The organism is Shinella zoogloeoides (assembly GCF_033705735.1).
GTDB classification, from domain to species: Bacteria; Pseudomonadota; Alphaproteobacteria; order Rhizobiales; family Rhizobiaceae; genus Shinella; species Shinella zoogloeoides_A.
Map to the genome: position 1 here is coordinate 2,266,506 of NZ_CP131130.1, position 22,628 is coordinate 2,289,133.

17 protein-coding genes are annotated in these 22,628 nt (G+C 66.6%); 5 read left to right on the forward strand and 12 right to left on the reverse strand.

Annotated elements, in window-relative coordinates; all coding sequences use genetic code 11:
- Positions 1-10: 10 nt before the first annotated feature.
- The 3 genes from ShzoTeo12_RS11415 to ShzoTeo12_RS11425 are packed head-to-tail and all read right to left on the reverse strand — an operon-like array spanning position 11 to position 4,498.
- On the reverse strand, positions 11-2,968 hold the full coding sequence (locus tag ShzoTeo12_RS11415) for a sarcosine oxidase subunit alpha family protein (RefSeq protein ID WP_318909776.1): 2,958 nt from the start codon (positions 2,966-2,968) through the stop codon (positions 11-13).
- Positions 2,965-3,240, reverse strand: a complete 276-nt coding sequence (locus tag ShzoTeo12_RS11420) for a sarcosine oxidase subunit delta (protein WP_318909777.1) — start codon at positions 3,238-3,240, stop codon at positions 2,965-2,967. The genes ShzoTeo12_RS11415 and ShzoTeo12_RS11420 overlap by 4 nt, the downstream gene beginning before the upstream one ends.
- A 7-nt stretch (positions 3,241-3,247) precedes the next feature.
- Positions 3,248-4,498 (reverse strand): sarcosine oxidase subunit beta family protein, encoded by a 1,251-nt coding sequence (locus ShzoTeo12_RS11425; RefSeq protein ID WP_119256823.1) that lies wholly within the window; start codon positions 4,496-4,498, stop codon positions 3,248-3,250.
- A gap of 152 nt (positions 4,499-4,650) precedes the next feature.
- Between ShzoTeo12_RS11425 and cysQ the strand changes: the two genes are divergently transcribed.
- Positions 4,651-5,466 carry a 3'(2'),5'-bisphosphate nucleotidase CysQ gene (gene cysQ / locus ShzoTeo12_RS11430; RefSeq protein WP_413251096.1) on the forward strand — a complete coding sequence of 272 codons (816 nt, stop codon included), beginning with the start codon at positions 4,651-4,653 and terminating at the stop codon, positions 5,464-5,466.
- A 186-nt stretch (positions 5,467-5,652) separates the two neighbouring features.
- Here cysQ and ShzoTeo12_RS11435 read toward each other — a convergent pair whose 3' ends face one another.
- The 4 genes from ShzoTeo12_RS11435 to ShzoTeo12_RS11450 all read right to left on the reverse strand — a co-directional run bounded on the left by ShzoTeo12_RS11435 (position 5,653) and on the right by ShzoTeo12_RS11450 (position 13,747).
- Positions 5,653-8,751, reverse strand: coding sequence for an efflux RND transporter permease subunit (locus ShzoTeo12_RS11435; protein ID WP_318909778.1), 3,099 nt, complete (start codon positions 8,749-8,751; stop codon positions 5,653-5,655).
- A complete protein-coding gene (locus ShzoTeo12_RS11440) occupies positions 8,748-9,821 on the reverse strand; it encodes an efflux RND transporter periplasmic adaptor subunit (protein ID WP_318909779.1) in 1,074 nt (357 codons plus the stop codon). Before ShzoTeo12_RS11440 ends, ShzoTeo12_RS11435 begins: the two co-directional genes overlap by 4 nt.
- The gene (locus ShzoTeo12_RS11445; RefSeq protein WP_318909780.1) at positions 9,818-10,888 is read right to left on the reverse strand and encodes an efflux RND transporter periplasmic adaptor subunit; all 1,071 of its coding nucleotides are present in this window, start codon (positions 10,886-10,888) and stop codon (positions 9,818-9,820) included. Before ShzoTeo12_RS11445 ends, ShzoTeo12_RS11440 begins: the two co-directional genes overlap by 4 nt.
- A 534-nt stretch (positions 10,889-11,422) precedes the next feature.
- Complete coding sequence (locus tag ShzoTeo12_RS11450; RefSeq protein WP_318909781.1) at positions 11,423-13,747, reverse strand: methyl-accepting chemotaxis protein; 2,325 nt, start codon at positions 13,745-13,747, stop codon at positions 11,423-11,425.
- Positions 13,748-14,143: 396 nt separating this feature from the next.
- Between ShzoTeo12_RS11450 and ShzoTeo12_RS11455 the strand changes: the two genes are divergently transcribed.
- Together ShzoTeo12_RS11455 and ShzoTeo12_RS11460 are read left to right on the forward strand one after the other, a co-directional pair.
- Positions 14,144-15,097, forward strand: a complete 954-nt coding sequence (locus tag ShzoTeo12_RS11455; RefSeq protein WP_318909782.1) for a ring-cleaving dioxygenase — start codon at positions 14,144-14,146, stop codon at positions 15,095-15,097.
- A 69-nt stretch (positions 15,098-15,166) separates the two neighbouring features.
- The gene (locus ShzoTeo12_RS11460) at positions 15,167-15,724 is read left to right on the forward strand and encodes an NADPH-dependent FMN reductase (RefSeq protein ID WP_318909783.1); all 558 of its coding nucleotides are present in this window, start codon (positions 15,167-15,169) and stop codon (positions 15,722-15,724) included.
- 60 nt (positions 15,725-15,784) lie between these two features.
- Here ShzoTeo12_RS11460 and ShzoTeo12_RS11465 read toward each other — a convergent pair whose 3' ends face one another.
- Both ShzoTeo12_RS11465 and ShzoTeo12_RS11470 read right to left on the reverse strand, forming a co-directional pair.
- Complete coding sequence (locus ShzoTeo12_RS11465) at positions 15,785-17,341, reverse strand: VOC family protein (RefSeq protein WP_318909784.1); 1,557 nt, start codon at positions 17,339-17,341, stop codon at positions 15,785-15,787.
- A gap of 153 nt (positions 17,342-17,494) precedes the next feature.
- Positions 17,495-17,713, reverse strand: a complete 219-nt coding sequence (locus ShzoTeo12_RS11470; RefSeq protein WP_119256815.1) for a hypothetical protein — start codon at positions 17,711-17,713, stop codon at positions 17,495-17,497.
- A gap of 656 nt (positions 17,714-18,369) precedes the next feature.
- On the opposite strand from ShzoTeo12_RS11470, the gene ShzoTeo12_RS11475 reads away from it, so the two are divergent.
- Positions 18,370-19,764: an efflux transporter outer membrane subunit gene (locus ShzoTeo12_RS11475; RefSeq protein ID WP_318909785.1), complete on the forward strand. Its 1,395-nt coding sequence runs from the start codon at positions 18,370-18,372 to the stop codon at positions 19,762-19,764.
- 73 nt (positions 19,765-19,837) lie between these two features.
- Here the strand turns inward: ShzoTeo12_RS11475 and ShzoTeo12_RS11480 are convergent, their stop codons facing one another.
- Positions 19,838-20,542 (reverse strand): GntR family transcriptional regulator, encoded by a 705-nt coding sequence (locus ShzoTeo12_RS11480; RefSeq protein WP_318909786.1) that lies wholly within the window; start codon positions 20,540-20,542, stop codon positions 19,838-19,840.
- Between the two features lie 105 nt (positions 20,543-20,647).
- Here ShzoTeo12_RS11480 and ShzoTeo12_RS11485 point away from each other — a divergent pair, with 105 nt between their 5' ends.
- Positions 20,648-21,487 (forward strand): fumarylacetoacetate hydrolase family protein, encoded by an 840-nt coding sequence (locus tag ShzoTeo12_RS11485; protein WP_318909787.1) that lies wholly within the window; start codon positions 20,648-20,650, stop codon positions 21,485-21,487.
- Positions 21,488-21,557: 70 nt separating this feature from the next.
- Here ShzoTeo12_RS11485 and ShzoTeo12_RS11490 read toward each other — a convergent pair whose 3' ends face one another.
- Complete coding sequence (locus ShzoTeo12_RS11490; protein WP_162911383.1) at positions 21,558-21,719, reverse strand: hypothetical protein; 162 nt, start codon at positions 21,717-21,719, stop codon at positions 21,558-21,560.
- 109 nt (positions 21,720-21,828) lie between these two features.
- Entirely contained in the window at positions 21,829-22,470 is a 642-nt protein-coding gene (locus ShzoTeo12_RS11495) for a hypothetical protein (protein WP_318909788.1), read from the reverse strand.
- Positions 22,471-22,628 lie beyond the last annotated feature (158 nt).

Genomic DNA, 22,628 nt, shown 5'->3' on the forward strand with positions numbered 1-22,628 from the left:
CGCCCCTACCTCACGCCATCAGCTTCGCATTGCCCGGATCGACGAAGACCGGATCGCAAACTTCCGCCATGGTCTCGGCACCGCGCAACTGGTCCCACACCACGATCTTCTCGCCGTAGCGCTCGCGCCCCGATTTCAGGAAGGCGAGCGCGATGGGCCCGCCCACCGTCGGCGAGAAGCAGGCGGAGCTGACCCAGCCCTGGTCGTTGAGCGTCGAGGGCTTGGCACCATCCTTCAGGAGATGCGCCCCGGCGCGGATATCCTTGTCGGCCTCCAGCGCGCGCAGTCCGACGAGTTGCGCGCGATCAGCCGCCGTCAGGCCGAAGCGGGTGGAGAGCCGCTTGCCGATGAAGTCCGGCTTGCCGCCCGCCAGCATCCGGCCGAGGCCTGCATCGTCGGGCGTGACGCGGCCGTCGAGCTCGGCATGGGTGACATGGCCCTTCTCGATGCGCAGCACGTTGAGCGTCTCGACGCCATAGGCGCAGATGCCGTGCGGCGCGCCCGCCCGCATGAGCGCATCCGCCACCGCCTCGCCGTAGCCGGCCGGCACCGCCAGCTCGTAGGCCAGTTCCCCCGAGAAGGAGATACGGAAGAGCCGCGCCCTGAGATTTCCCTTGAGGCGCACCTCGCGGGCGGCAAGGAACGGGAAGGCCGCGCTGGAAATGTCATCCTCGACCAGCGCCTGGAGGATCGTCCGCGCCTTGGGCCCGGCTATCGACATCTGCGCCCACTGGTCGGAAACGGACAGGAAGCGCACACGAAGCTCCGGCCACAGAGCCTGCGCGGCGAATTCCATATGCGTCAGCACGCCGCCGGCCATGGCCGTCGTGGTGGTGATCAGGAAATGCTCCTCGCCCAGCCGGCTCACCGTGCCGTCGTCGAAGACCATGCCGTCCTCGCGCAGCATGAGGCCATAGCGGGCCTTGCCGACGGGCAGCCGGAGCATGGGGTTGCAGTAGAGCCGATTGAGGAATTCGGCGGCATCGGGCCCGAAGACCTCGATCTTGCCGAGCGTCGAGACATCGCAGAGGCCGGCGCTCTCGCGCACGGTGCGCACCTCGCGGTCGACGCTCTCGCGCCAGGCCGTCTCCCCCGCTCTCGGGAACCAGGCCGGGCGATACCAGAGCCCCACATCGATAAAGACCGCGCCGTTGCGCGCCGCCCAGCCATGCAGCGGCGAGCGGCGGACCGGCATGGCATGCTCGCCCGCCGACGTTCCCGCAAGCGCGCCGAAGGAAACCGGCGTGTAGAAGGGCCGGAAGGTCGTGGTGCCGACCTCCGCCGGGCTGACGCCGCGCATACCCGCCAGGATACCGACGGCGTTGATGTTGCCGAGCTTGCCCTGGTCGGTCGCCATGCCGCTCGTCGTATAGCGCTTGGCATGCTCGACATGGCCGAAGCCCTCGCGCACGGCAAGGCCGAGATCCCCGGTATGGACGTCGTTCTGGAAATCGACGAAGGCCTTGGATTTCGCGCCGGGCACATGCCAGAGCGCCTTGAAGGACGGATCCGCCTCCTCGCCGACGACAGGCGGCGCGAATGCGGCAGCGGGCCGTCCGAGCGCCTCGGCAATGGCCGCTGCCTTGCGCGCGCCGTCCTCGAAGCATTCCGAAAGGCGGTAGTGCCCCGCCGCGGCACCGGCCGTGATCAGCCCCGGGCCGGCATCCGGCGCCAGGAACGCCTGCAGCGCCTCCGACCAGACGGGCTTGCCGCCGCGCTGGCAGGCAAGGTGGATCACCGGGCTCCAGCCACCGGACATGGCCACGGCATCGCAGGCGATCAGCTCCTCGAAGCCGCCGCGGTCGCTGACGACGGCACGCACCCGCTGCCGGCCTTTCGTATCGACGACGGAAGCGCCGCGAATGAGCCGCACGCCTTCCGGCGCCGCATCCGGAGCGTCGGTGCGCGTATCGATGAGCGCGGCGACCTCGATGCCCTGCGCCGAGAGGTCTGCGGCCGTGCGGTAGCCGGACGAGCCGTTGGTGAAGACCGCGACGGATTTGCCGACGGCGACGCCGAAGCGGTTGGCATAGATGCGCGCGGCGTCCGCCATCAGGACGCCCGGCCGGTCGTTGCCGCCGAAGACCAGCGGCCGCTCTTCCGCGCCGGTGGCGAGGATCGCGTGCTTCGTCACGATGCGCCACAGGCACTCGACGGGCCTTGCGGCGTCGATTGCAGCCCCATGCTTCTGCACGCGCTCGAGGGCGCCGAAGACATTGTCGTCGTACCAGCCGAAGACGGTGGTGCGCGGCAGGAGCGTGACGTTCGGGCTGTTATGCAGTTCGTCGACCGCATGACGGGCGAAGAGGAAGGGCGCCTCGCCATTAAGCCGCGTCGTCTCGCCGAGCAAGGCGCCGCCGAACACGAAATCCTGCTCGGCGAGGATAACCCGCAGCCCCGCGCGCGCCGCGACCAGCGCGGCCGCAAGGCCCGCAGGCCCCGAGCCGACCACAAGCAGGTCGCAATGCGCCCAGCTCTTCTCGTAGGCGTCCGGGTCACGCGGCAGCTTGGTGCGGCCGAGGCCCGCCGCCCGGCGGATCAGCGGCTCGTAGACCTTCTCCCAGAAGGCCGCCGGCCACATGAAGGTCTTGTAGTAGAACCCTGCCGACAGGAAGCGCGACATCAGGTCGTTCACCGCGCCGATATCGCGGGCAAGGCTCGGCCAGCGGTTCTGGCTGTTGGCGACGAGGCCGTCATGAAGCTCGGCGACGGTCGCCCTGGTGTTCGGGTCGCGCCGCGCGCCGCTGCCGACGGTGACGAGCGCATTCGGCTCGGAGGGGCCGGCCGTCACGATGCCGCGCGGGCGGTGATACTTGAAGCTGCGGCCGACGAGCAGCCTGTCATTGGCCAGCAAGGCCGAGGCGAGCGTGTCGCCGGCATGGCCGGCAAGGCTTGCGCCGTCGAAGGAGAAGCGCACCGCATGGCTGCGGTCGATGAGGCCGCCGGAGGTAAGGCGATAGCCGGTCATGCCGCGCCCTCCTTCTGCGCTGCCGCATCGGTTACCGCAAAGACTTCATGGGTGAAATTGTCCCGCTCCACCACCAGCCAGCGCCGGCAGCCGGCCGCATGATGCCAGTGCTCGTGGATGCGCCCACGCGGATTGGCGCGCACATGCACATAGTCGTGCCAGGCCTCGTCATCGGCGAGTGGCGCGGGACGGACGGGCGTCGCATCGCCGCGAATGTAGAATTCTTCCTTGGGGCGCGTGCCGCAATGCGGACAGGAAATCAGGCTCGCCATGCTGGCCTCAATGCAGGTTCGGCTGGGTGCCGGCGCCCAGCTCGTCGATGGGGAACCCGCGCTGGAAGCGGTCGAGACGCAGCGCCCGCGCGACGTGATGGCTCTCCTCCTTCGCGATCAGATGCGCGAAGCAGAAGCCGGACGCCGGCGTCGCCTTGAAGCCGCCATAGCACCAGCCGCAGTTGAGATAGAGGTTCTCGACGGGCGTGCGGTCGATGATCGGCGAGCCGTCCATAGACATGTCCATGACGCCGCCCCAGGCGCGCAGCACGCGCACGCGGGAAAGACCGGGGATCATCGCCACCCCCTCCTCCATCACATGCTCCACGGTCGCAAGGTTGCCGCGCTGGGCATAGGAGGAATAGCCATCCAGCTCCGCGCCGAAGACCAGCCCACCCTTGTCGGACTGGGAAATGTAGAAATGGCCCGCGCCATAGGTGACGACATGGTCGAGGCAGGGCTTCAGCCCCTCGGTGACGAAGGCCTGCAGGACATGGGTCTCGATCGGCAGCTTCAGCCCGGCCATCTCGCCGACGCGGGAGGAATTGCCGGCGGCGGCGAGCGCCAGCTTGTTGCAGCCGATAAAACCCTTCGTCGTCTCGACGCCGGTGACAATACCATTCTCGCGGCGGATGCCCGTGACCTCGCAGTTCTGGATGAGGTCGACGCCGAGCCGGTCCGCGCCGCGCGCAAAGCCCCAGGCGACGGCATCGTGCCGCGCCGTGCCCGCGCGCCGCTGCAAAAGACCGCCCATGATGGGGAAGCGGGCATGGTCGAAGTTCAGGAAAGGCATCATTTTCTTCAGCGTCTCGCGGTCGAGAAGCTCGGCCGCGACGCCCTCCATCATCATGGCATTGCCGCGCCGGACATACCGGTCGCGCTGCCCGTCATTGTGATAGAGGTTGATGACGCCGCGCTGCGAGAACATCACATTGTAGTTGAGTTCCCGCTCCAGCCCTTCCCAGAGCTTCAGGGAGAATTCGTAGAACGGCTCGTTGCCGGGCAGCATGTAGTTCGAGCGCACGATGGTCGTGTTGCGGCCGACATTGCCGGAGCCGAGATAGCCCTTCTCCACCACCGCGACATTGCGGATGCCGAATTCCTTCGCAAGGTAATAGGCCGTCGCGAGCCCGTGCCCGCCACCCCCGACGATGATCACGTCGTAATGCGGCTTCGGCTGCGGCTCCCGCCAGGCGGGCTTCCAGCCGAGGTTTCCGGCAAAGGCTTGTTTCAGGATGGAAAAGGCGGAGTAGCGCATGCGAAATCCCGGATCAGTCGACACACATTCGCATATGCAGCACAAACGGCAAGACGGGAGAGCGTCGCAGCCCCTGTCGCACGGTTCTTTCCACATGGTTGCAGCGATGCGCCACATTGCTTTCGCCCCATGCGGGAGCTAAGCCATGAGCCATGCAGAGCGACCTCGAAGAGTTGAGACAGGTGATGGAAGACGCGGCGCTCGCCGCGGGCCGCGCCATCATGACGATCCGCGGCAGCGGAGCGGACGTGCATTACAAGCCCGACAGCTCCCCGGTGACGGAAGCCGACGAGGAGGCCGAGCGGCTGATCCTCGCCGCCCTGCGGCAACACTTTCCCGCCATCCCCGTCGTGGCGGAAGAAGCGGTCGCAGCCGGGCTGGTGCCTGATATTTCCGGCGGTCTCTTCTTCCTCGTCGATCCGCTCGACGGCACGAAGGAATTCGTCGCCGGACGCAGCGAATTCACCGTCAACATCGCCCTCGTCGAAAACGGCGCGCCCATCGCCGGCATCGTCTACGCGCCGGCGCTGTCGAACGGCTTCACCGCCGTCGACGGGCGCGCCGAGCGCTTCACGGTCGACGGCGGCGCGATCGTCGAACGCCGGCCCATCGGCTGCCGCGGCCGCGGCGGCGCGCTGACGGCCGTCGCCAGCCGCTCGCACGACACGCCCGAGACGGCGCGCTTCCTCGACGACCACGGCATCGACGCCTGCACCGCCATCGGGTCGTCGCTGAAATTCTGCCTCGTCGCCGAGGGCCTCGCCGACGTCTATCCCCGCTTCAGCCGGACGATGGAATGGGATACGGCCGCCGGCGACGCCGTGCTGCGCGCCGCCGGCGGCGAAACACGCATGCTCGACGGCACGCCGCTCACCTACGGCAAGCGCAACCAGCCCCACGACGCGGATTTCGCCAATCCGAACTTCATCGCCGCACGGACGGGGTGGAGCGCCGGCCGGGGAAATTGACCGATTCCCAATCCCGACGTCATCCTCGGGCTTGACCCGAGGATTCATGCTCCATCCGCTGCGTGTGGATGCTCGGATCAAGCCCGAGCACGACCGAGGAGAGGGCGCGGGTGACAGCTTGAACGTCGCGACGCAAGCCGCACGTCACGCCCTGAAAGCTACGCTGCGCAAATCACACCGCACATCTCACACTGCCGGAAGCGGCTCGACGGGTTCGGGCTCGGGCGCAGGCACCTCCCCGTCCCGGTCCTCCGGCTTGATGCGGAACCAGGCGATGTAGAGCGCCGGCAGGAAGAGCAGCGTCAGCACCGTGCCGACGATGATGCCGCCCATCATGGCATAGGCCATCGGCCCCCAGAACACTTCGCGCGAAATGGGGATGAGCGCAAGGCTGGCCGCCGCCGCCGTCAGCATGATCGGCCGCATGCGATGCTCCGTCGCCTCGCGCACGGCATCCCAGGCATGCATGCCCTCGCGCCTCAGGTCCTCGATCTGCACGACGAGGATGACCGAGTTGCGGATCAGGATGCCGATGAGCGCCAGCACCCCGAGGATCGCCACGAAGCCGAGCGGCGCCCCGCTGCCTAGCAGCGCGATGACCACCCCGATGAGCGCCAGCGGCGCCACCGCGAAGACGAGGAAGAGCCGCGAAAAGCTCTGGAGCTGGAGCATCAGGATCGTCGCCATGGCGAAGAGCATCAGCGGCACGACGGCGACGATGGGCGCCTGGCTGTTGGCGCTTTCCTCCACTGTGCCGCCGACGGCGACCTCGTAGCCGGAGGGCATGGCCTGCCGGAAGCTCGCGACGTCCTTGTCCATCTGCGAGACGATGGTGGCCGGCTGCACGCCGCCGGTGACGCTCGCCTTGACGGTGATGGTGGGCTGGCGCGAGCGGCGCCAGACGACCGGCTGCTCCATCTCGTAGCGGAAGTTCGCGACGGCCGCGAGCGGCACGGACGTCCCGTTCGCCGTCGGGAGCTGGAGCTGGCGCAGCGTCTCGATGGACTGGCGCTCGTCCGCCCGCGCCCGGCCGATGACGTCGATCAGGTAGACGTCGTCGCGGATCTGGGTGACGGTCGTGCCGCCGACGACGCCGTTCAGCGCCGAGGAGATGTCCTGCGAGGTCACGCCGAGCTGGCGGGCCTTGTCCTGCAGCACATCGACCTTCACGACGCGGGCCGGCTCGTTCCAGTCGTAGACGATGTCGCCGAGATGGTCGTTCTTGCCGATGAGTTCGCCGAAGGCGAGCGCCTGCTTGCGCACTTCCTGGATGTCCGGCCCGCTGACGCGGTACTGGATCGGCCGGCCGACCGGCGGGCCGATGTCGAGGAGCTTCACAAGCGCATCCGTGCCGACGAAGGTCTTGCGCAGGTAATCCTGCAGGTCCGCCTTGAGACGGTCGCGCGCCTTCAGGTCCTTGCTGACGATGACCGTCTGGCCGAAGGCCGGCGACGGCGGCTGCACGTCGAAGGAGAGCAGGAAGCGCACCGCGCCCTCGCCGACATAGGAGGACCAGCGCTCGATATCCGGATTGCCCTTGAGCTTTTCCTCCTCGAGTTTCGCGATCTGCGCATTGGTGTCGGCGATCGAGGCGTTCTGCGGCAGGCCCCAGTCGATCACCAGTTCCGGCCGGTCCGAGGACGGGAAGAACTGCTCCTGCACGAAGCGCATGCCGAAGACCGAGACGAAGAAGATGAGCACCGTCGCGACGATGGTCGTCCACTTCCAGCGCATGCAGGTGTCGAGGATGCGCGCGAAGGTGCGGGCGAACCAGCCCTTCTCGTCGTGATGCTTCTTCATGCTCTTCGGCAGGATGGTGACGCCGAGCAGCGGCGTGAAGATCACCGCGACCACCCAGGAGACGACGAGCGAGATCGCGATGACGACGAAGAGGCTGAAGGTGAATTCGCCAGCCGCGCTGTTGTTGAGGCCGATCGGGATGAAGCCCGCGACCGTCACCAGCGTGCCGGTCAGCATCGGGAAGGCGGTGGAGGTGTAGACATAGGTCGCCGCCTTGCGCAGCGAATCCCCCGCCTCCAGCCGCGCCACCATCATCTCCACCGCGATCATGGCGTCGTCGACGAGAAGGCCGAGCGCGATGATGAGCGCCCCGAGCGACACACGCTGCAGGGATATGCCGTCATAATACATGAAGACGAAGGTGATGCCGAGCGTCAGCGGGATGGAGAGTGCCACGACGAGCCCGGCGCGAAGGCCGAGGCTGACGAAGCTGACGACGAGAACGATGGCGACCGCCTCGAAGAGCGCGCGGGTAAAGCCGGAAACGGCCTCCTCCACCACCTTCGGCTGGTCGGAAACGAGATGCACGTCGACGCCCACCGGCAGCTCGTGCGAAAGCTGCTCGATCTCCTTCTCGACGGCCGCGCCGAATTCCAGGAGGTTCGAGCCCTGCTTCATGCCGATGGCAAGGCCGATGGCCGGCTCGCCATTGAAGCGGAAGAGCGACGACGGCGGGTCCTGGTAGCCGCGGGTGATGGTGGCGATGTCGCTGAGGCGGAAGAAGCGGTTGTTGACGCGAAGGTTCACCTCGCGAAGGCTTTCCTGCGAGGTGAACTGCCCGCCGACGCGCACGGCGACGCGCTCGCCGTCACCCTGCACCACGCCGGAGGGCGAAATCGCGTTCTGCGCCTGCAGCGTGGCGACCACCTGCTGGGTGGAGATGCCGAGCGCGGCAAGCTGGCGCGTCGAGAATTCGAGATAGATGACCTCGTCCTGCGCGCCGATGAGGTCGACCTTGCCGATATTCGGCACGGTGAGCACGCGGCGGCGGGCGTCCTCCACATAGTCGCGAAGCTGGCGGGAGGTCAGGCCGTCGGCGGTGAAGGCATAGATATTGCCGAAGACGTCACCGAACCGGTCGTTGAAGGCGGGGCCGACGACGCCAGAGGGAAACTCACCGCGAATGTCGTTGATCATGTTGCGGACGGTCAGCCAGGTCGGCGCGACGTCGCGCGCGCGGGTCGTCGGCTTCAGGTTGACGAAGACGAGCGTCTGGCCGGGCGTCGTGATGCTGCGGCTGAAATCGAGCGATTCCAGCTCTTCCAGCTTGCGCTCGATGCGCTCGGTCACCTGCCGCGTCGTCTCTTCGACGGAGGCGCCGGGCCAGGCCGCGCTGATCGTCATCGTCTTGATGACGAAGGACGGATCCTCCTCGCGGCCGAGATTCTGGTAGGTGAAGAAACCGAGCAGCGCGAAGACGATCATGAAGTACCAGACGAGCGAAGCATGTTCGAGCGCCCAGTCCGAAAGGTTGAACTTCTTCATAGGCTTGCCTCGTCCTCGATCTTCACTTTCTGGCCTTCTTCAAGGCTGTGCACGCCGGCGGTGACGACACGGTCGCCCTCCTTGATGCCGCTCGTCACGGCAAGGGAGCGCCCGGCAATCATGCCCGTCTCGACGGGCACGAGATGCACCTCGCCCTTTGCCGCATCGACCAGCCAGACATGCGGCTTGCCGTCCTTGGTGAGCACCGCGCTTTCCGGCACCATGAGGGCGGTGAGATCCGGCCCTTCGAGTTCGGCGGTGATCGTCGTGCCGAGCCGCACCGTGTCCGGCGGGTTCTCCAGCGCGATCTTGACGCGCCGCGTGCGGGTCGCGGCATCGGCGGAGGGAGCGACCTCGCGCACCACGCCCTTGACGGTGACGGCGGGATTGATCTGCAGCGACACCTCGAAACGGCTGCCGACGGCAACGCCGCCGGAAGTTTCCGGAATGTCGACGACCGCATCGCGCTCGTCCGGCCGCGCGACGGTGACGATGGCTTCGCCCGGCGAGACCGTCTGGCCGACTTCCGCGCCCGTCGCGACCACGACACCGTCGAATTCGGCTAGGATGCGGGTATAGGAAAGCTGCTCTTCCGCCTTCACCAGCGCCGTGCGCGCCCGCGTCACGCCGGCATCGGCCGCCTCGCGGGACTGCTCGGCGCTCTCGACGGCCGCCTTGGCGGCGGCATTCGACTGGAGCAGCGTCTTCTGCCGCTCCTGGTTGGCGACGGCGCTCGCAAGCGTCGCCTCCGCGCTGGAAAGCTCGGCGCGCGCCGAGCGGACGGCGAGCTCATAGGCCGTGGCGTCGAGCACGGCGAGCACGTCGCCCTTCTGCACGAGATCGCCGACATGGACGCTGCGCGAGACGAGGCGGCCGGCGACGCGCGAGCCGAGCGCGGCCTGGACCTTCGCCTGCACCGTGCCGGCAAAACGCGTGCCGGGCAGCGCGGAGGGCGCGACGACCAGCGACAGCACCGGCCGGGGCGGCGCGGCCGCCTCCTCTTCCTTCTTGCAGCCGGCAAGCGCCAGCGTGGCGATAACAGCGATGGCCAGCGGAACGGACATCCTCATTGGGCGCCTCCTTCGAGGGCAGTGACGGTCTGGCCGGGCCGCAGGAGCTTCGTGCCGTCGGCGACATAGGTCTCGCCTTCCTCGATGCCGCCCGAAACGAGCGCCGAGCCGGTCTCGAAGGAAAGCACCTCGACCGGGCGAAGGCTGACGGTGTTGTTCGCCTTGTCGACGATCCAGAGCGCCGGCCTGCTGCCGACGACGGAAAGCGCCTGCCACGGCACGACCGCGACGCGGCGGGGCGCGAGCGAGCCGACGCCGACGACGGACGCGCCGAGCGTCATTTCCGGCGGCGTCTGGTCCATGGCGATCTTGACGCGCACGGTGCCGGTCTGCGTGTCGATGGTCGGGGAGACCTCGCGCACATGGCCGGTCGTGCGGACCTTGCCGTCGCGGAGCAGCGTGACGATCACGCCGTCCTTGGACGGCTGCTCGAAGAAGAGCGATTCGTAGACGTTGAAGACGGCGTCGCGCGGGCCGGTATCGGCGATGGTGAACATGGTCTGCGCGGCCTGCGCCACCTGCCCCGCCTCGGCGAGGCGGGCGGTCACGATGCCGTCCGCCGGGGCGCGCAGCTCGGTATAGGAAAGGAGTTCCTTCGCCGTGTCGCTCTGGGCGATAGCAGCTTCGCGGGCGCTTTCGGCCGTGCGCAGCGCGGTCTCCGCGTCGTCGAAGTCGCGCCGCGTGCTGATGCCGTCATTGAGGAGGGATTTCTGGCGGTCGAAATTGGCGCGGGCGAGCTTGAGCTGGGCCTCGGCGGCGCGGACGCCGGCCTCCCCGGCCTCCACATCCGCCTTCTGTTCCTCGGGATCGAGGCGCGCCAGGACCTGGCCTTCCTTCACCGCGTCGCCCACATCGACGAACCACCCGGTGATGCGCCCGCCGACGCGGAAGGAGAGATCCGTCTCCACCCGCGCCACCACCTCGCCGGTGATGGTGACGGTCTGCTCGCGTTCCTCGAAGTGGACCGGTGCCGTGCGCACCGGACGCGACGCGCCATCGGCAAGCGCCGGCATGGCCGTGGCGGACAGCAGCAGCGCTGCCAGCATCATTCTGCCCGATCGGGTCATCGTCGTCTCCACCGTTGCAGACACCCCATTTAATGTGGGTCCTCATTATATCGCGAAGAGCAGACTGGCAAGCCTTCACACCATCGGGCGTTGAGCGTGCCGGGGCAGAGTGTGGCGAAGTCTTTCCGAAAAGCCAATCGGGGAACGTGCTGCGGTGAAAAATAGAAGAAGTCATTCGCCTCAGGGACGTAGCCGTCGCCCGTCCCTCAAGACGAGAAAGCCGCCGGGCAGCCCGGAAACGTTGGTGTTTCTCTGCGGCTGCACGGCGGCTTTCTCGGAGCGCCGTTTTCCAGCGCTTCTATCGGTCCCCTCTGGACCTTCCCGAAGGAAAGCAGGAAGCGTGCCAATCGCGGAAGGCGACACACAGACATGTAAATTCAATGGCTTGACGATTACCCATCGCGGCAGGGCGGCGGGCGCGTCAACCCGATCTGTTCAAAAGCTGGGCAAAGTACAAATCCCGAGCGCAAAAGAAGGGCGGCCCTTGGCGGACCGCCCCTCTCCCCAGCCCCGGTTCCGTTCCCGGCGGCTATCTCAGAATTCTTCCCAGTCCTGCGCCGCAGCGCCCACCGCGGTCGGCTGTCCGCCACCACCGAAGGCGCGGGCGAGCTTGCTGCCGAGAGCCCGCGCACCGGATGCGACCGGGCGATGCTCGGCGGACGAAGCCACGGCGGGCCGTGCATCGGTGGCGCCCATTCCGAGACGGAACTGCGCGAGCAGCGTGTTGAGGGCCGAGGCCTCGGTCGCCAGCGCATGGCTTGCCGCCGTCTGCTCCTCCACCATGGCCGCATTCTTCTGCGTGCCCTGGTCGATGGAATTGACCGCCGAACTGATCTCGTTGAGACCCGTCGACTGCTCGCGTGCCGAGCGCACGATCGCCGCGACGTTCTGGTCGATCTCCTGCACCTGATCGACGATCTCGGAGAGCGCCGAGCCGGTCTCGCCGACGAGCGCGACACCGAGATTCACCTGCTCGCCCGACTTGGTGATGAGCGCCTTGATCTCCTTGGCGGCATTGGCCGAGCGCTGGGCGAGCTCGCGCACTTCCTGCGCGACGACGGCAAAACCCTTGCCGGCCTCCCCTGCCCGCGCCGCTTCCACGCCGGCATTGAGGGCGAGAAGGTTGGTCTGGAAGGCGATCTCGTCGATGACCCCGATAATGTTGGAGATTTCGCGCGAGGAAGCCTCGATGCCGCTCATCGCACCCACTGCCCGGCGCACGACGTCGCCGGACTTTTCCGCGCTGGCACGGGTACGCTCGACGAGATGGCCGGCATCTTCCGCCCGGCGCGTCGCGTCCTTGAGCGAGGTGGTGATCTCCTCCAGCGCCGCCGCCGTCTCCTCGACGGAAGCCGCCTGCTGCTCGGTGCGCTTGGCAAGGTCGTCGGAAGCCGTGCGGATTTCCGCCGAGCCGGCCTGGATGGCATTGGCATTGCTGCCGACCGAGCGAAGGGCCGATTGCAGCTTCTCGACGGAGATGTTGAAGTCGTGGCGGACCTGGTCGAGCGAGCCGGCGAAGGCCTGTTCGATCCGGTGCGTCATGTCGCCGTCGGCAAGCTTCTGCAACCCTTCGGCAAGCGCCTCGACGGCCATGCGGGTCTGGCGCTCGCGCTCGGCGGCCTCCTCGGCGCGCTGGCGGCGTTCGTCCTCGGAAAGCGCGCGGTTCTGCTCCGCCTCGCCTTCGAGGCGGATCTTGGCGAGCGTCGCATCGCGCAGCACGGCCAGCGACCGGGCCATTTCACCGATCTCGTCCTGGCGGCCGGATTCGGAAAGATCGACATCCGTGCGGCCGGCGGCGATCTCGCTGGTGGCGACGATGACCTTGTCGAGCCGCTTGCGGAAGCGAGCCGCCAGCAGCCAGCCGATCGCCACCATCAGCCCGGCGGCGATGGCGATGACGGCCGTCGAGGTAAGCGCCAGCGCGGAAAGATGCGAGAACAGCACCGACTTCGGCACGGAGACGACGGTGAACCACGTGGTGCCCGGCACCAGCGGCACCGGCACGGCGACGGCGATGGACGAAACACCACCGACATCCTTGATTTCCATCGCCTTTTCGGGATTGGCGAGCAGCGCCTTCCAGACCTCGGCATCGAGGCCGGAATCGCCGAGCGTCTTGCCGAGCGCGGCCTGGTCGGGATGACTGATGATGCTGCCGCCCTGGCTGAGCAGCGCGACATAGCCCTCGCCCAGCGGCTTCAGCCGCGCCATGTCGGCGGCAAGCGAATCGAGCGCGATGTCGACGCCCGTCTCGCCCTTGAATTCGCCGTCGAACAGGAGCGGCACCATGAAGGAGGTCATCAGCACGTTCTTGCCGCCGATGACATAGCTGTAGGGCTCGGTCAGGAAGTCCTTCCCGGTCGCCTTGGGCACCTGATAGTAGTCGCCGGGGCCGGGCTTGTCGTAGTCGACCAGCGCCTCCATGCCGACCTTGCCCTCGTTGCGCACGAAATAGGGAATGTAGCGGCCCGTCGCGTCGTGGCCCGGCTTATTCCTGTATTCCTCGTCCTTGCCGTCGAAGGCATTCGCCTCCCAGCCGGTGCTGACGCCGAGCGCATAGGGATTGTCCGCCATCAGGCGGTCGAAGATGCTGTTCATCGTCTCGCGGCTCGGCGTACCCGTCGCCTTCACCGCATAGAGGGTGGAGCGCATGTTCCAGCTCAGCGCCTTGACCTTGGCGAAATAGGTTTCGACCTTGCCGGCGCTCGCCTCGGCCGCGTTCACCATTTCCGAGATCGACCGTTCCTCCACCGCCCGGTAGGACAGCCAGAGCAGAACGCCCGCGGTCGCGACGGTGGTGGCAACGCCGGCCGCCACGATGGCGAACATGTTCCGGGCAGTCGCAGTCTTTGGCAGCATGAAACGTCTCCTTGCATCCGGGCGTGCAGGCACGCACCGGCATTCGTCGGGAAATGGCGGAAACATGCCGGCGGACGCGGCGAAACAGAGACGAAGTCATTTCGCAGACCCGGAGCGTAAGCGCGTACTGGTTTATGAAACGATAAAATTCGAATGAACGATATTCGGAACGGAATGCCGGCTGGTGCGCTTTTCCCGAAGGCCGGTTTTTCAGGGCATCGGAGCGCATTTCGCGGCTGCGGCGCCCTCGGGAGGACCGTTCGGAAAAAGTGAACAATGCGTTCGCCCGGCCCGGCCTTCCGGCAGGCGGCGCAAAGGGCGATATTCGCCTCAATGCAAGGCGCCGAAACCGACGCCGCACCCGAACATCCCGGACGGTTCCGGGGAGGAGTTATCATGACCCTTAAGCTCACAGGCATCCATCACCTGACGGCAATCACCGCGAACGCCGCGGAGAACCTGCATTTCTATACGCAGGTGCTCGGCCTGCGCCTCGTCAAGAAGACGGTGAACCAGGACGACACGACCGCCTACCACCTCTTCTACGCCGACGGCCTCGCCTCGCCCGGCACGGACCTCACCTTCTTCGACTGGCCGGTCGGCCATGAGCGCCGCGGCACGCACAGCGTCTCGCGCACGGGCCTTCGCGTCGCACGTCTCGACACGCTCGAATGGTGGAAGGCCCGCCTTGCCGACCTGAAGGTCAAGGCCGGCGAGATCCGCGATGTCGGCGGCCGCGCCACGCTCGATTTCGAGGATGGCGAAGGCCAGCGCTTCCGCCTGACCGTGGACAATGCCGGCGCGCCTTCCAATCCCTGGGAGAAGAGCCCCGTTCCGGCCGAACACCAGATCAAGGGCCTCGGCCCCATCACGCTCAGCGTGCCCGATCTCCGCAACACGGAAATCGTGCTGACCGAGGTGATGAACATGGCGGAGACCTCGACCTATCCGAACCCGGATGGGGCGGGCGAGGTTCATGTCTTCTCGATGGGCGACGGCGGGCCGGCGGCCGAACTGCATGTCGCCGTCGAGCCGGACCTGCCGGTCGCCCACCAGGGCGCGGGCGCCGTGCACCATGTCGCCTTCCGCGCCCCGGACATCGAGGCGCTCCATGCCTGGACGGAGCGGCTGCGCGGCTTCCGCGTTCCTTCCAGCGGCGAGGTCGAGCGCTTCTACTTCCGCTCGCTCTATTTCCGCGAGCCGAACGGCATCCTGTTCGAGATCGCGACGGACGGCCCCGGCTTCGCCGTGGACGAGCCGCTCGAAACCCTCGGCGAGAGCCTGTCGCTGCCGCCCTTCCTCGAGCCGCGCCGCGCGCAGATCGAGGCCCGGCTGAAGCCGCTCGCCTGACCCCAACCGAAACCCCGGCGTGGCTGAGCCCCCGCCGGGGTTTTTGCACCCTCACAGCGGAGAAAAGACATGACCAGACTGGTGGCAATCTCGGGCAGCCTGCGCAAGGGCTCCTTCAACACGGCGCTGCTGCGCGCCGCCCTCGACATGGCGCCGGAGGGCGTCGAGATCGTCGAGGGCACCATCCGCGGCATTCCGCTCTACGATGCGGACGTGGAGGCCTCCGACGGCATCCCGCAGGCGGTCGCCCGCCTCAAGGACCAGGTGGCCGAAGCCGATGGCGTGATCCTCTTCACGCCGGAATACAACAACGGCATTCCCGGCGTCTTCAAGAACGCCATCGACTGGATGAGCCGCCCGCCGGCCGATATTCCCCGCGTGTTCGGCGGCAAGCCCTTCGCCATCGCCGGCGCCTCGCCCGGCAATTTCGGCACGCTGCTCTCGCAGGAAGCCTGGCTTCCCACCATGCGCACACTCGGCACCGTGCCGTGGTTCGGCGCCAAGCTGATGGTCTCGCGCGCCGCCACCGTCATCGAGGACGGCCGGATCGTCGACGAGGCGACCGAAAGGAAATTGCGCGACTTCATCGCCGGCTTCGCCGCCTTCGTCGCCAACTTCAAGGACTGACCGAAAAAAAGGGGCGCGCCTTGCGGCGCGCCCCTTTTTTATATTGTGTCGCCGCAGGCCTCAGCCGACGACGCGTTCCTTGTAGGCTTTCGCCAGGTCCAGATCGGCGATGCCGATATCGTGGCCGGCGGCGAGCAGCTTGTGCTCCACCGTCGCGCCGGCTGCCGCAAGATGCGCCTCAAGGTCGCCGGCATAGCGGCCGTAGGGATCCGCCTCGCCACTCACCATCAGCACGTTCGCGCCGGAAAGATCGGCGGCGGGCACCGTCTCCAGAACGTTCATGCCGCGCAGCAGCACGGCGTTGCGGATGACGCCCGGATGCAGCAGCATCACCGCGCCGATCATGTTCGCGCCGTTGGAATAGCCGACGAACAGCGTCTTTTCCGGATCGAGCCCATAGGCAGCGTTCGCCCCTTCCATGAAAGCCGCGAAGGCCTCCGCCTCGCTGGCGAGCTCCTTCTGGTCGAAGGTGACGGCCGTCAGGCGGCGGAAGAAGCGCGGATAGCCCTCGTCCATGCTGCGGCCGCGCGGACTGAGCAGCACCGCATTAGGCGCAAGCCGCGCGCCGAACGGCAACAGGCTGGTCTCGTTGCCGCCGGTGCCGTGCAGCAGCACGACCGCGGTGCCATCGGGATTTTCCGGGCGATGCACCCGGTGGATGAAGGGCAGGTCCCGTTCGCTCATTCTTTCTTCTCCGGGCAGGGAAAATTGCGGAAGCCGGGCACGGACATCGTCCGGATCGGCGCGGAAATGCCGGGGAACGAACAGCCTGGCGCCGAGCGTTTCCAGCGGCTCGTCGACCGTCATGCCGGGCGCGTCCGTCGCATATTCGACGAGCGAGCCGCCCGGCTCGCGGACATAGAGCGAGTAGAAATAGGTGCGGTCGTGCATGTTCGTATCGCCCGCATCCTCGGCGGCAAGCCGGCCTGCCGCCGCTTCCACGGCCGCCCGGTCCGGCGCCCGCAATGCGACATGGTCGATCGTGCCCGTGCCGGGCGCCGAGGTCCAGAAGCCGCTCGCATCGCGGATGTCGAGCACGTCGCCCGCATCGCCGGCGAGCCGCACGATGCCGTCCGCCTCGGCCGCCCTGCGGAAGCCGAAATGCCCGCCGATGAAGGCGGCGGTCTCTGCCGGCCTCTCCGACAGGATCGTCGCGCCGCGGATGCGCTGGATGGCATCGCCCGCCGCTATGTCCTTCGTGACATGCGGCGCCGGGCCTTCCACATCCGCCTCGCCGACAAGCTTGACGATGATGCCGTCGGGGTCCTTCAGCCGGAGCACGGGCTCGCCGAACTCCTGCGCCGGTCCCGTCATCGCGATGTTCTGCGTCAGGGCGCGCGTCAGCCAGAAGCCGATGGCTTCCGGCCGGATGGCGAAGGCGATCTCCGACGGCTGGCCGAGCCCGACCCGCCCCGGGGAACCGTCTTCCCAGGCAAGGAAGGTGACCAGCGAGCCGGGGCTTGCCGCCGCGTCGCCATAGAAGAGATGGAGCTGGTCGGCGTCCTCGTAGCCGGCCGTCCGCTTGACGAGCCTGAGGCCGAGGAAGCCCGCATAGAAATCGACGTTCGCCTGGATCTTCCGGGTAATGCCCGTGATGTGATGGATGCCGCTTGTCATGGGGCACCTCCTTTCGCGAGCACCCAATCAGGATTTGGCCATCCGCGCCAGCCGGCGCCCGGTGAATGCACTGTCCACAAAACAAGACCGGCCCCGCTGATGGCGAGGCCGGCCGATGCCGGCGCGATTGCGCCGGAGCGTCTGGAATTTGGTTCAGGCGGCCGCGATATGGGCCGGCGACATCGCCCGCGTCGAGGCGGACGGATCGTTGAGGAGACGGCGGATCGCGGCGCGCACCTCGTCTGCCGAGGAGAAACGCTGGGAATCCAGGTCCCACACGGAATATTTGACGGCGACGAACTTCAGCCGATCCTCGTCGGGAACGACGACGCCGACAGCCTCACCACCGATTTCGATAACCTGCTTTTGCATAACAACTCCTGCCGCGCCTAAAGGCACAGCCAATTCAATTTGCGCTTATTCGACGGAGGGGACTTCAGTTCACATTCGGCGGAGGGCCGTATGCACTTTCCCTTTGATCGTTTCACGACAGGAGCACGCCACACGCACGGAGGCGATGCAGTTGATATCGTACATGACACACTCCCTCTGGTTGGCGCTGACGCTGAAAAAAGGACGCGTCAGAGACGGACCGAAACAGACGCATGCGGTCCTCATGCGATGCTCCAACACATAAGCGGCTCTCCTTTCCTTGTCAAGGAAATCCGTAGAATTTTGGAAAAAATTACTGCCGGATTTGTGTGACAATTCGAATCGCAAAATAGTTTTCGCGCTTGCAGCATATTCCAGGAAAATATGTCGCCAAGACGGACATTCCGGGGAAAAGCCGTGACGCAACCCTGCGGCGGCGCAGAAATGCCATCACCTCACCCTATGGGCGAAGATCACCGCATTGGGCAAATGCTCCAGTTGCCCATGGGACACACACCCGAAACGAAGCGGGGAAAAAACGCTGTGGGACCATTCTTTTTCGCGATGGAGGCTCGATCTTCCGGTGAAACATGAATAAAGAGTGAATCGCGATTTTGTTGTGTTAATTAAGCCGCAGTGACCGGCAGGGTATGAACATGAATTTCACACGGACGCTTTTCCCTCTGAGCATGCTCCTCCTGTCGGGCTGCGTGGTCGGCCCAGATTACCAGAAGCCCGACACCGCGCTTCCGGCCAAATTCACCGAGAGCAAGACATCGAGCGCCGAGAACGTGACGCTCAATCCGTGGTGGGAATCCTTCCGCGACAAGCGGCTGAACGACCTCGTGCATCAGGGCCTCGGTGAAAACCTTTCGGTCATGACCGCGCTCGAGCGCATCGAGGCTGCCCAGGCGAACGTCATCATCGCCGGCGCCGGCGGCCTGCCGGATCTTGGCGTCGGAGCGAATGCGACGGCACAGGGCGGTCACAACTCGGCCTCCAAGAAGACGCTGAGCACCGGGGCGGACGCCTCGTGGCTGCTCGATTTCTTCGGCCAGTATCGCCGTGCCAAGGAAGCGGCGAATGCCTCGCTCGATGCCGCTTATGACGACGTCAACGTGGCGCGCCTCGCCTACCTTTCCGATCTTGCGTCGAGCTACGTGAACGCACGTTATTATCAGGAAGCGCTTGCCCTCAACCGCAAGAACCTGGAATCGCGCCGCGAGACCCTGAAGCTGACGAACGAGATCAAGGAAGCCGGCGCGGCTTCGAGCCTCGACGTGCTGCAGGCCGAAGGTCTCGTCAACCAGACGCTGGCGGATCTGCCCGCGCTCGAAACCGGCTTCCTGCAGTCGGCCAACCATATCGCCACGCTGCTCGGCGTGCCGGCCGGCACGATCACCGGAAGCCTCACGAAGGGTTCGGCCCAGCCCATGCCGCGTTACAAGACGCGCACCGGCGTTCCGGCCGACCTCATCCGCAACCGCCCCGACATCCGCGCGGCCGAGCGTCGCCTGCAGGCCGCAACGGCAGAGATCGGTGTCAACGAGGCGAACCTGTATCCGAGCATCCAGCTCAGCGGCTCGATCAACGCGTCGCGCGTCTTCACCAATCCCGGCGTGACCAACGGCACGCTCTGGTCGTTCGGTCCGTCCCTCTCGCTGCCGATCTTCAACGGCGGTGAACTGAAGGCTCGGGTGAAGGTTGCCCGCTCGGAAGCCGAGCAGCAGTATCTGGCCTGGAAGTCGACGGTGCTGAACGCGGTGGAAGAAGTCGAGAACGCCCAGAGCGCGCTGATCCGCGACGGCCAGACGGTCGCCGCCCTGCGCAAGGTCGTGCAGTCCTACGAGCAGACGCTTAACCTCGCCCGCGAAAGCTATCGCGGCGGTGCCAGCACGATCCTCGACGTACTCGATGCAGAACGCAACGTCGCCTCGGCCCGCCTGTCGCTTGCTTCGGCGATCCGCCAGCTGGCCCGCGACTATGTCTCGCTCAACGTCGCGATCGGCGGTGGCGCGGAGATCGGCTCGCCGACCGTCGCCAGCCGGTAAGCAGTCGGATGGTCGCCGGGTGCTTCATCCGGCGGCATATATATAATGAGAGAATTCGAAGCGGCGGTCCGGCCTAGGCGGGACCGCCGCTTTCGGTTTCGAAGAACGTGTCGAGCGCGGCGGCCGTGCGGCCGTAATGCTCGCGCAGAGCCGCCGCCGCGCCCTCCCCGTCGCGCGCGAGCGCCAGCTCCATCAGCCGGCGATGCTCGCCCTCGACATCGCGCGCCCCGCCGGAGAGGCTGATCGACATGCGCCGGTAGCGGTCGGCCCGCGAGAACAGCTTCTCGCAGATTTCCAGAAGGATCGGCGACCCGCAGGCCGAGATCAGCGCCGCATGGAAGGCGGCGTGCCGCTCCTCCCAGTCCTCCCGGATCGCCGAGGGAATGTCCTCGCGCACCTGCGGGATGCGCGCGAGAAGGTGGTGGGCGGCGATCACCCGCGCCTCCCAGTCCGCATCCCCCTTTTCCACCGCCAGCCGCAGCGCCTCACTTTCGCAAAGCTGCCGGGCCGCCGTGATATCGCGGAGCTCTTCCAGCGACAGCGTCGCGACGCTGTAGCCGCGATGATCGTCGAGGACCGTGAAGCCTTCCGCCGTCAGCCGCGCCAGCGCCTCGCGCACCGGCGTCACGCTCATGCCGCAGAGCGCCTGCAGATCGGCGAAGCGCAGCCGGTCGCCGGGCTTGAACCGCGTCGAGCGGATCGCCTGCCGGATCGCCTCGTAGGCATCGCCCGCCAGCGTCCGCCCGCCTGCCCGCTTCTGGTCCGTCTGACTGCGCATCTTATAAACTCGCAAGGATTTTCGAAAATCATTGACTTCATGTAAAACCGGATGGAAGGTACGCGCAACCGAAATCGGCAAGGCCGGCACTCAACGGAGGATACTATGAAGCTGGTGCGCTTTGGCGCGGCGGGCGCGGAAAAGCCCGGACTGATCGACGCGGACGGCAAGATCCGCGACCTTTCCGGCGTGGTGCCGGACATTGCGGGCGAGGTTCTCGGCCGCGCCGGGCTGGAGCGCCTGCGCGCCATCGACCCGAACAGCCTGCCGCTCGCCCCGGAAGGCAGCCGCTACGGCGCCTGCATCGGCCGCGTCGGCAATTTCATCGCCGTCGGCCTCAACTATGCCGACCACGCCGCCGAAAGCGGCATGGCCGTTCCGAGCGAGCCGGTGCTCTTCAACAAGGCTCCGTCCTGCATCGTCGGTCCGGACGACACGGTCCTCATTCCCCGCGGCTCGGAAAAGACCGACTGGGAAGTCGAGCTGGCCGTCGTCATCGGCGAGCGCGCCTCCTATGTCTCGGAAGCCGAGGCACTGGACTATGTCGCCGGCTACTGCGTCTGCAACGACGTTTCCGAGCGCGCCTACCAGATCGAGCGCGGCGGCCAGTGGACCAAGGGCAAGGGCTGCCCGACCTTCGGCCCGATCGGCCCCTGGCTGGTCACGAAGGACGAGGTGGACACGAGCGATCTCGCCATGAAGCTCAGCGTCAACGGCGAACTGGTGCAGAACGGTTCTTCGAACACCATGGTCTTCAAGGTGCCCTTCCTCGTGCACTACATCTCGCAGTTCATGATCCTGGAACCCGGCGACATCATCACCACCGGCACGCCGCCCGGCGTCGGCATGGGCATGAAGCCCCCGCGCTACCTCAAGCCCGGCGACCGCATGGAAGTCTCCATTGCCGGCCTCGGCGTCCAGCGCCAGGCCGTGGCGGCCGGCTGACCGGCCGGAATGCGTAAGACAGATGGATAAAGCGAGAGGGGCCTTGAAGGCCCCTCTTTCGTCTCAGCGATCAGTGCACCGTGGCGGGCGACATGTCCTCGTCGAGGATGCGGAAGGCCTCATCCAGCGCGGCCACCAGGATGTCCGTCAGTTCGTCGGCATCGTTTTCGAGAAGGAAGAGCGCAACCGTTGCATTGTCCGGATCGCTGTAGCGCTCGAGGTCGTTCGACATGTCATTGTCCCCTTTCCAGCCGGCACCATCCCGGTTAACGGAAAGCTTAAGGACGCAGGCTTGCGTCTGGCTTGTGCCGGAAAGACACAAGGTCTGCAAGGTCAAAACGTCAGCCGCACCAGGATTGGTGCCGCCCCGCCCAGGGCCGGGCAAAGCCTTCGCGCACCAGCCTCTGGCCGATGGACTGGCCGCCGCGCATCACGATATGCGGCGCCGCTCCCGCCTTGCCGGCGGCGCGGCTCCTTGCCGCCACCAGCGAGATGTCGCCCTCGTTGAGGATCTCGCGCAGCCGCAGCTTGGCGTCCCCGCCCCGCGAGCGCTCGGCGTCGCAGCGCGCATCGGAAATCGACGGCGCATCGATATCGGCCAGCCGCACCTTGCGCCCGGCATAGAGGATCGTGCTGCCGTCCAGCACGCAATAATCGGTCTGCGTCGTGCAGATGAACCATTTCCCCGCAAAAGGCGGCAGCTTCTCGGCCGCCGGCAGCTTCTGCTCCACCCGTTCGGCGGGCGTCGGCATGGCGCGCGCCAGCGCGGTCTCGCGAGCGGGCTTCTTCTCCCTGCGCTCGATGGAGGCGGTGCGGATCGCCGCCGCGCCCTTTTCCGGGCCGGGCGTCCAGTTGTCCATGTAGAGAATGCCGCCGACAAGCGCCGCGCCCAGCACATACCAGTGCGCCATGCCGCCGCCGCGCCGCGCGCCGGAGCGCTTCGCTCCCGAGGCCTTCTTTCGCCGGGTCGTCTTCTTCGCCATCGTCTGTCTCCTGCACGGGACATTGCGACGATCTCTTGAAGATATGGTTACCGATCGGCGACCGGCCGGGATGCGGCCGCCATACACGAAAAATTGTCATCCGCTTTGTTGCCGCGCGCGCCAGACTTGATAGAAGCCGGCTGCAATCTGACAGGAGA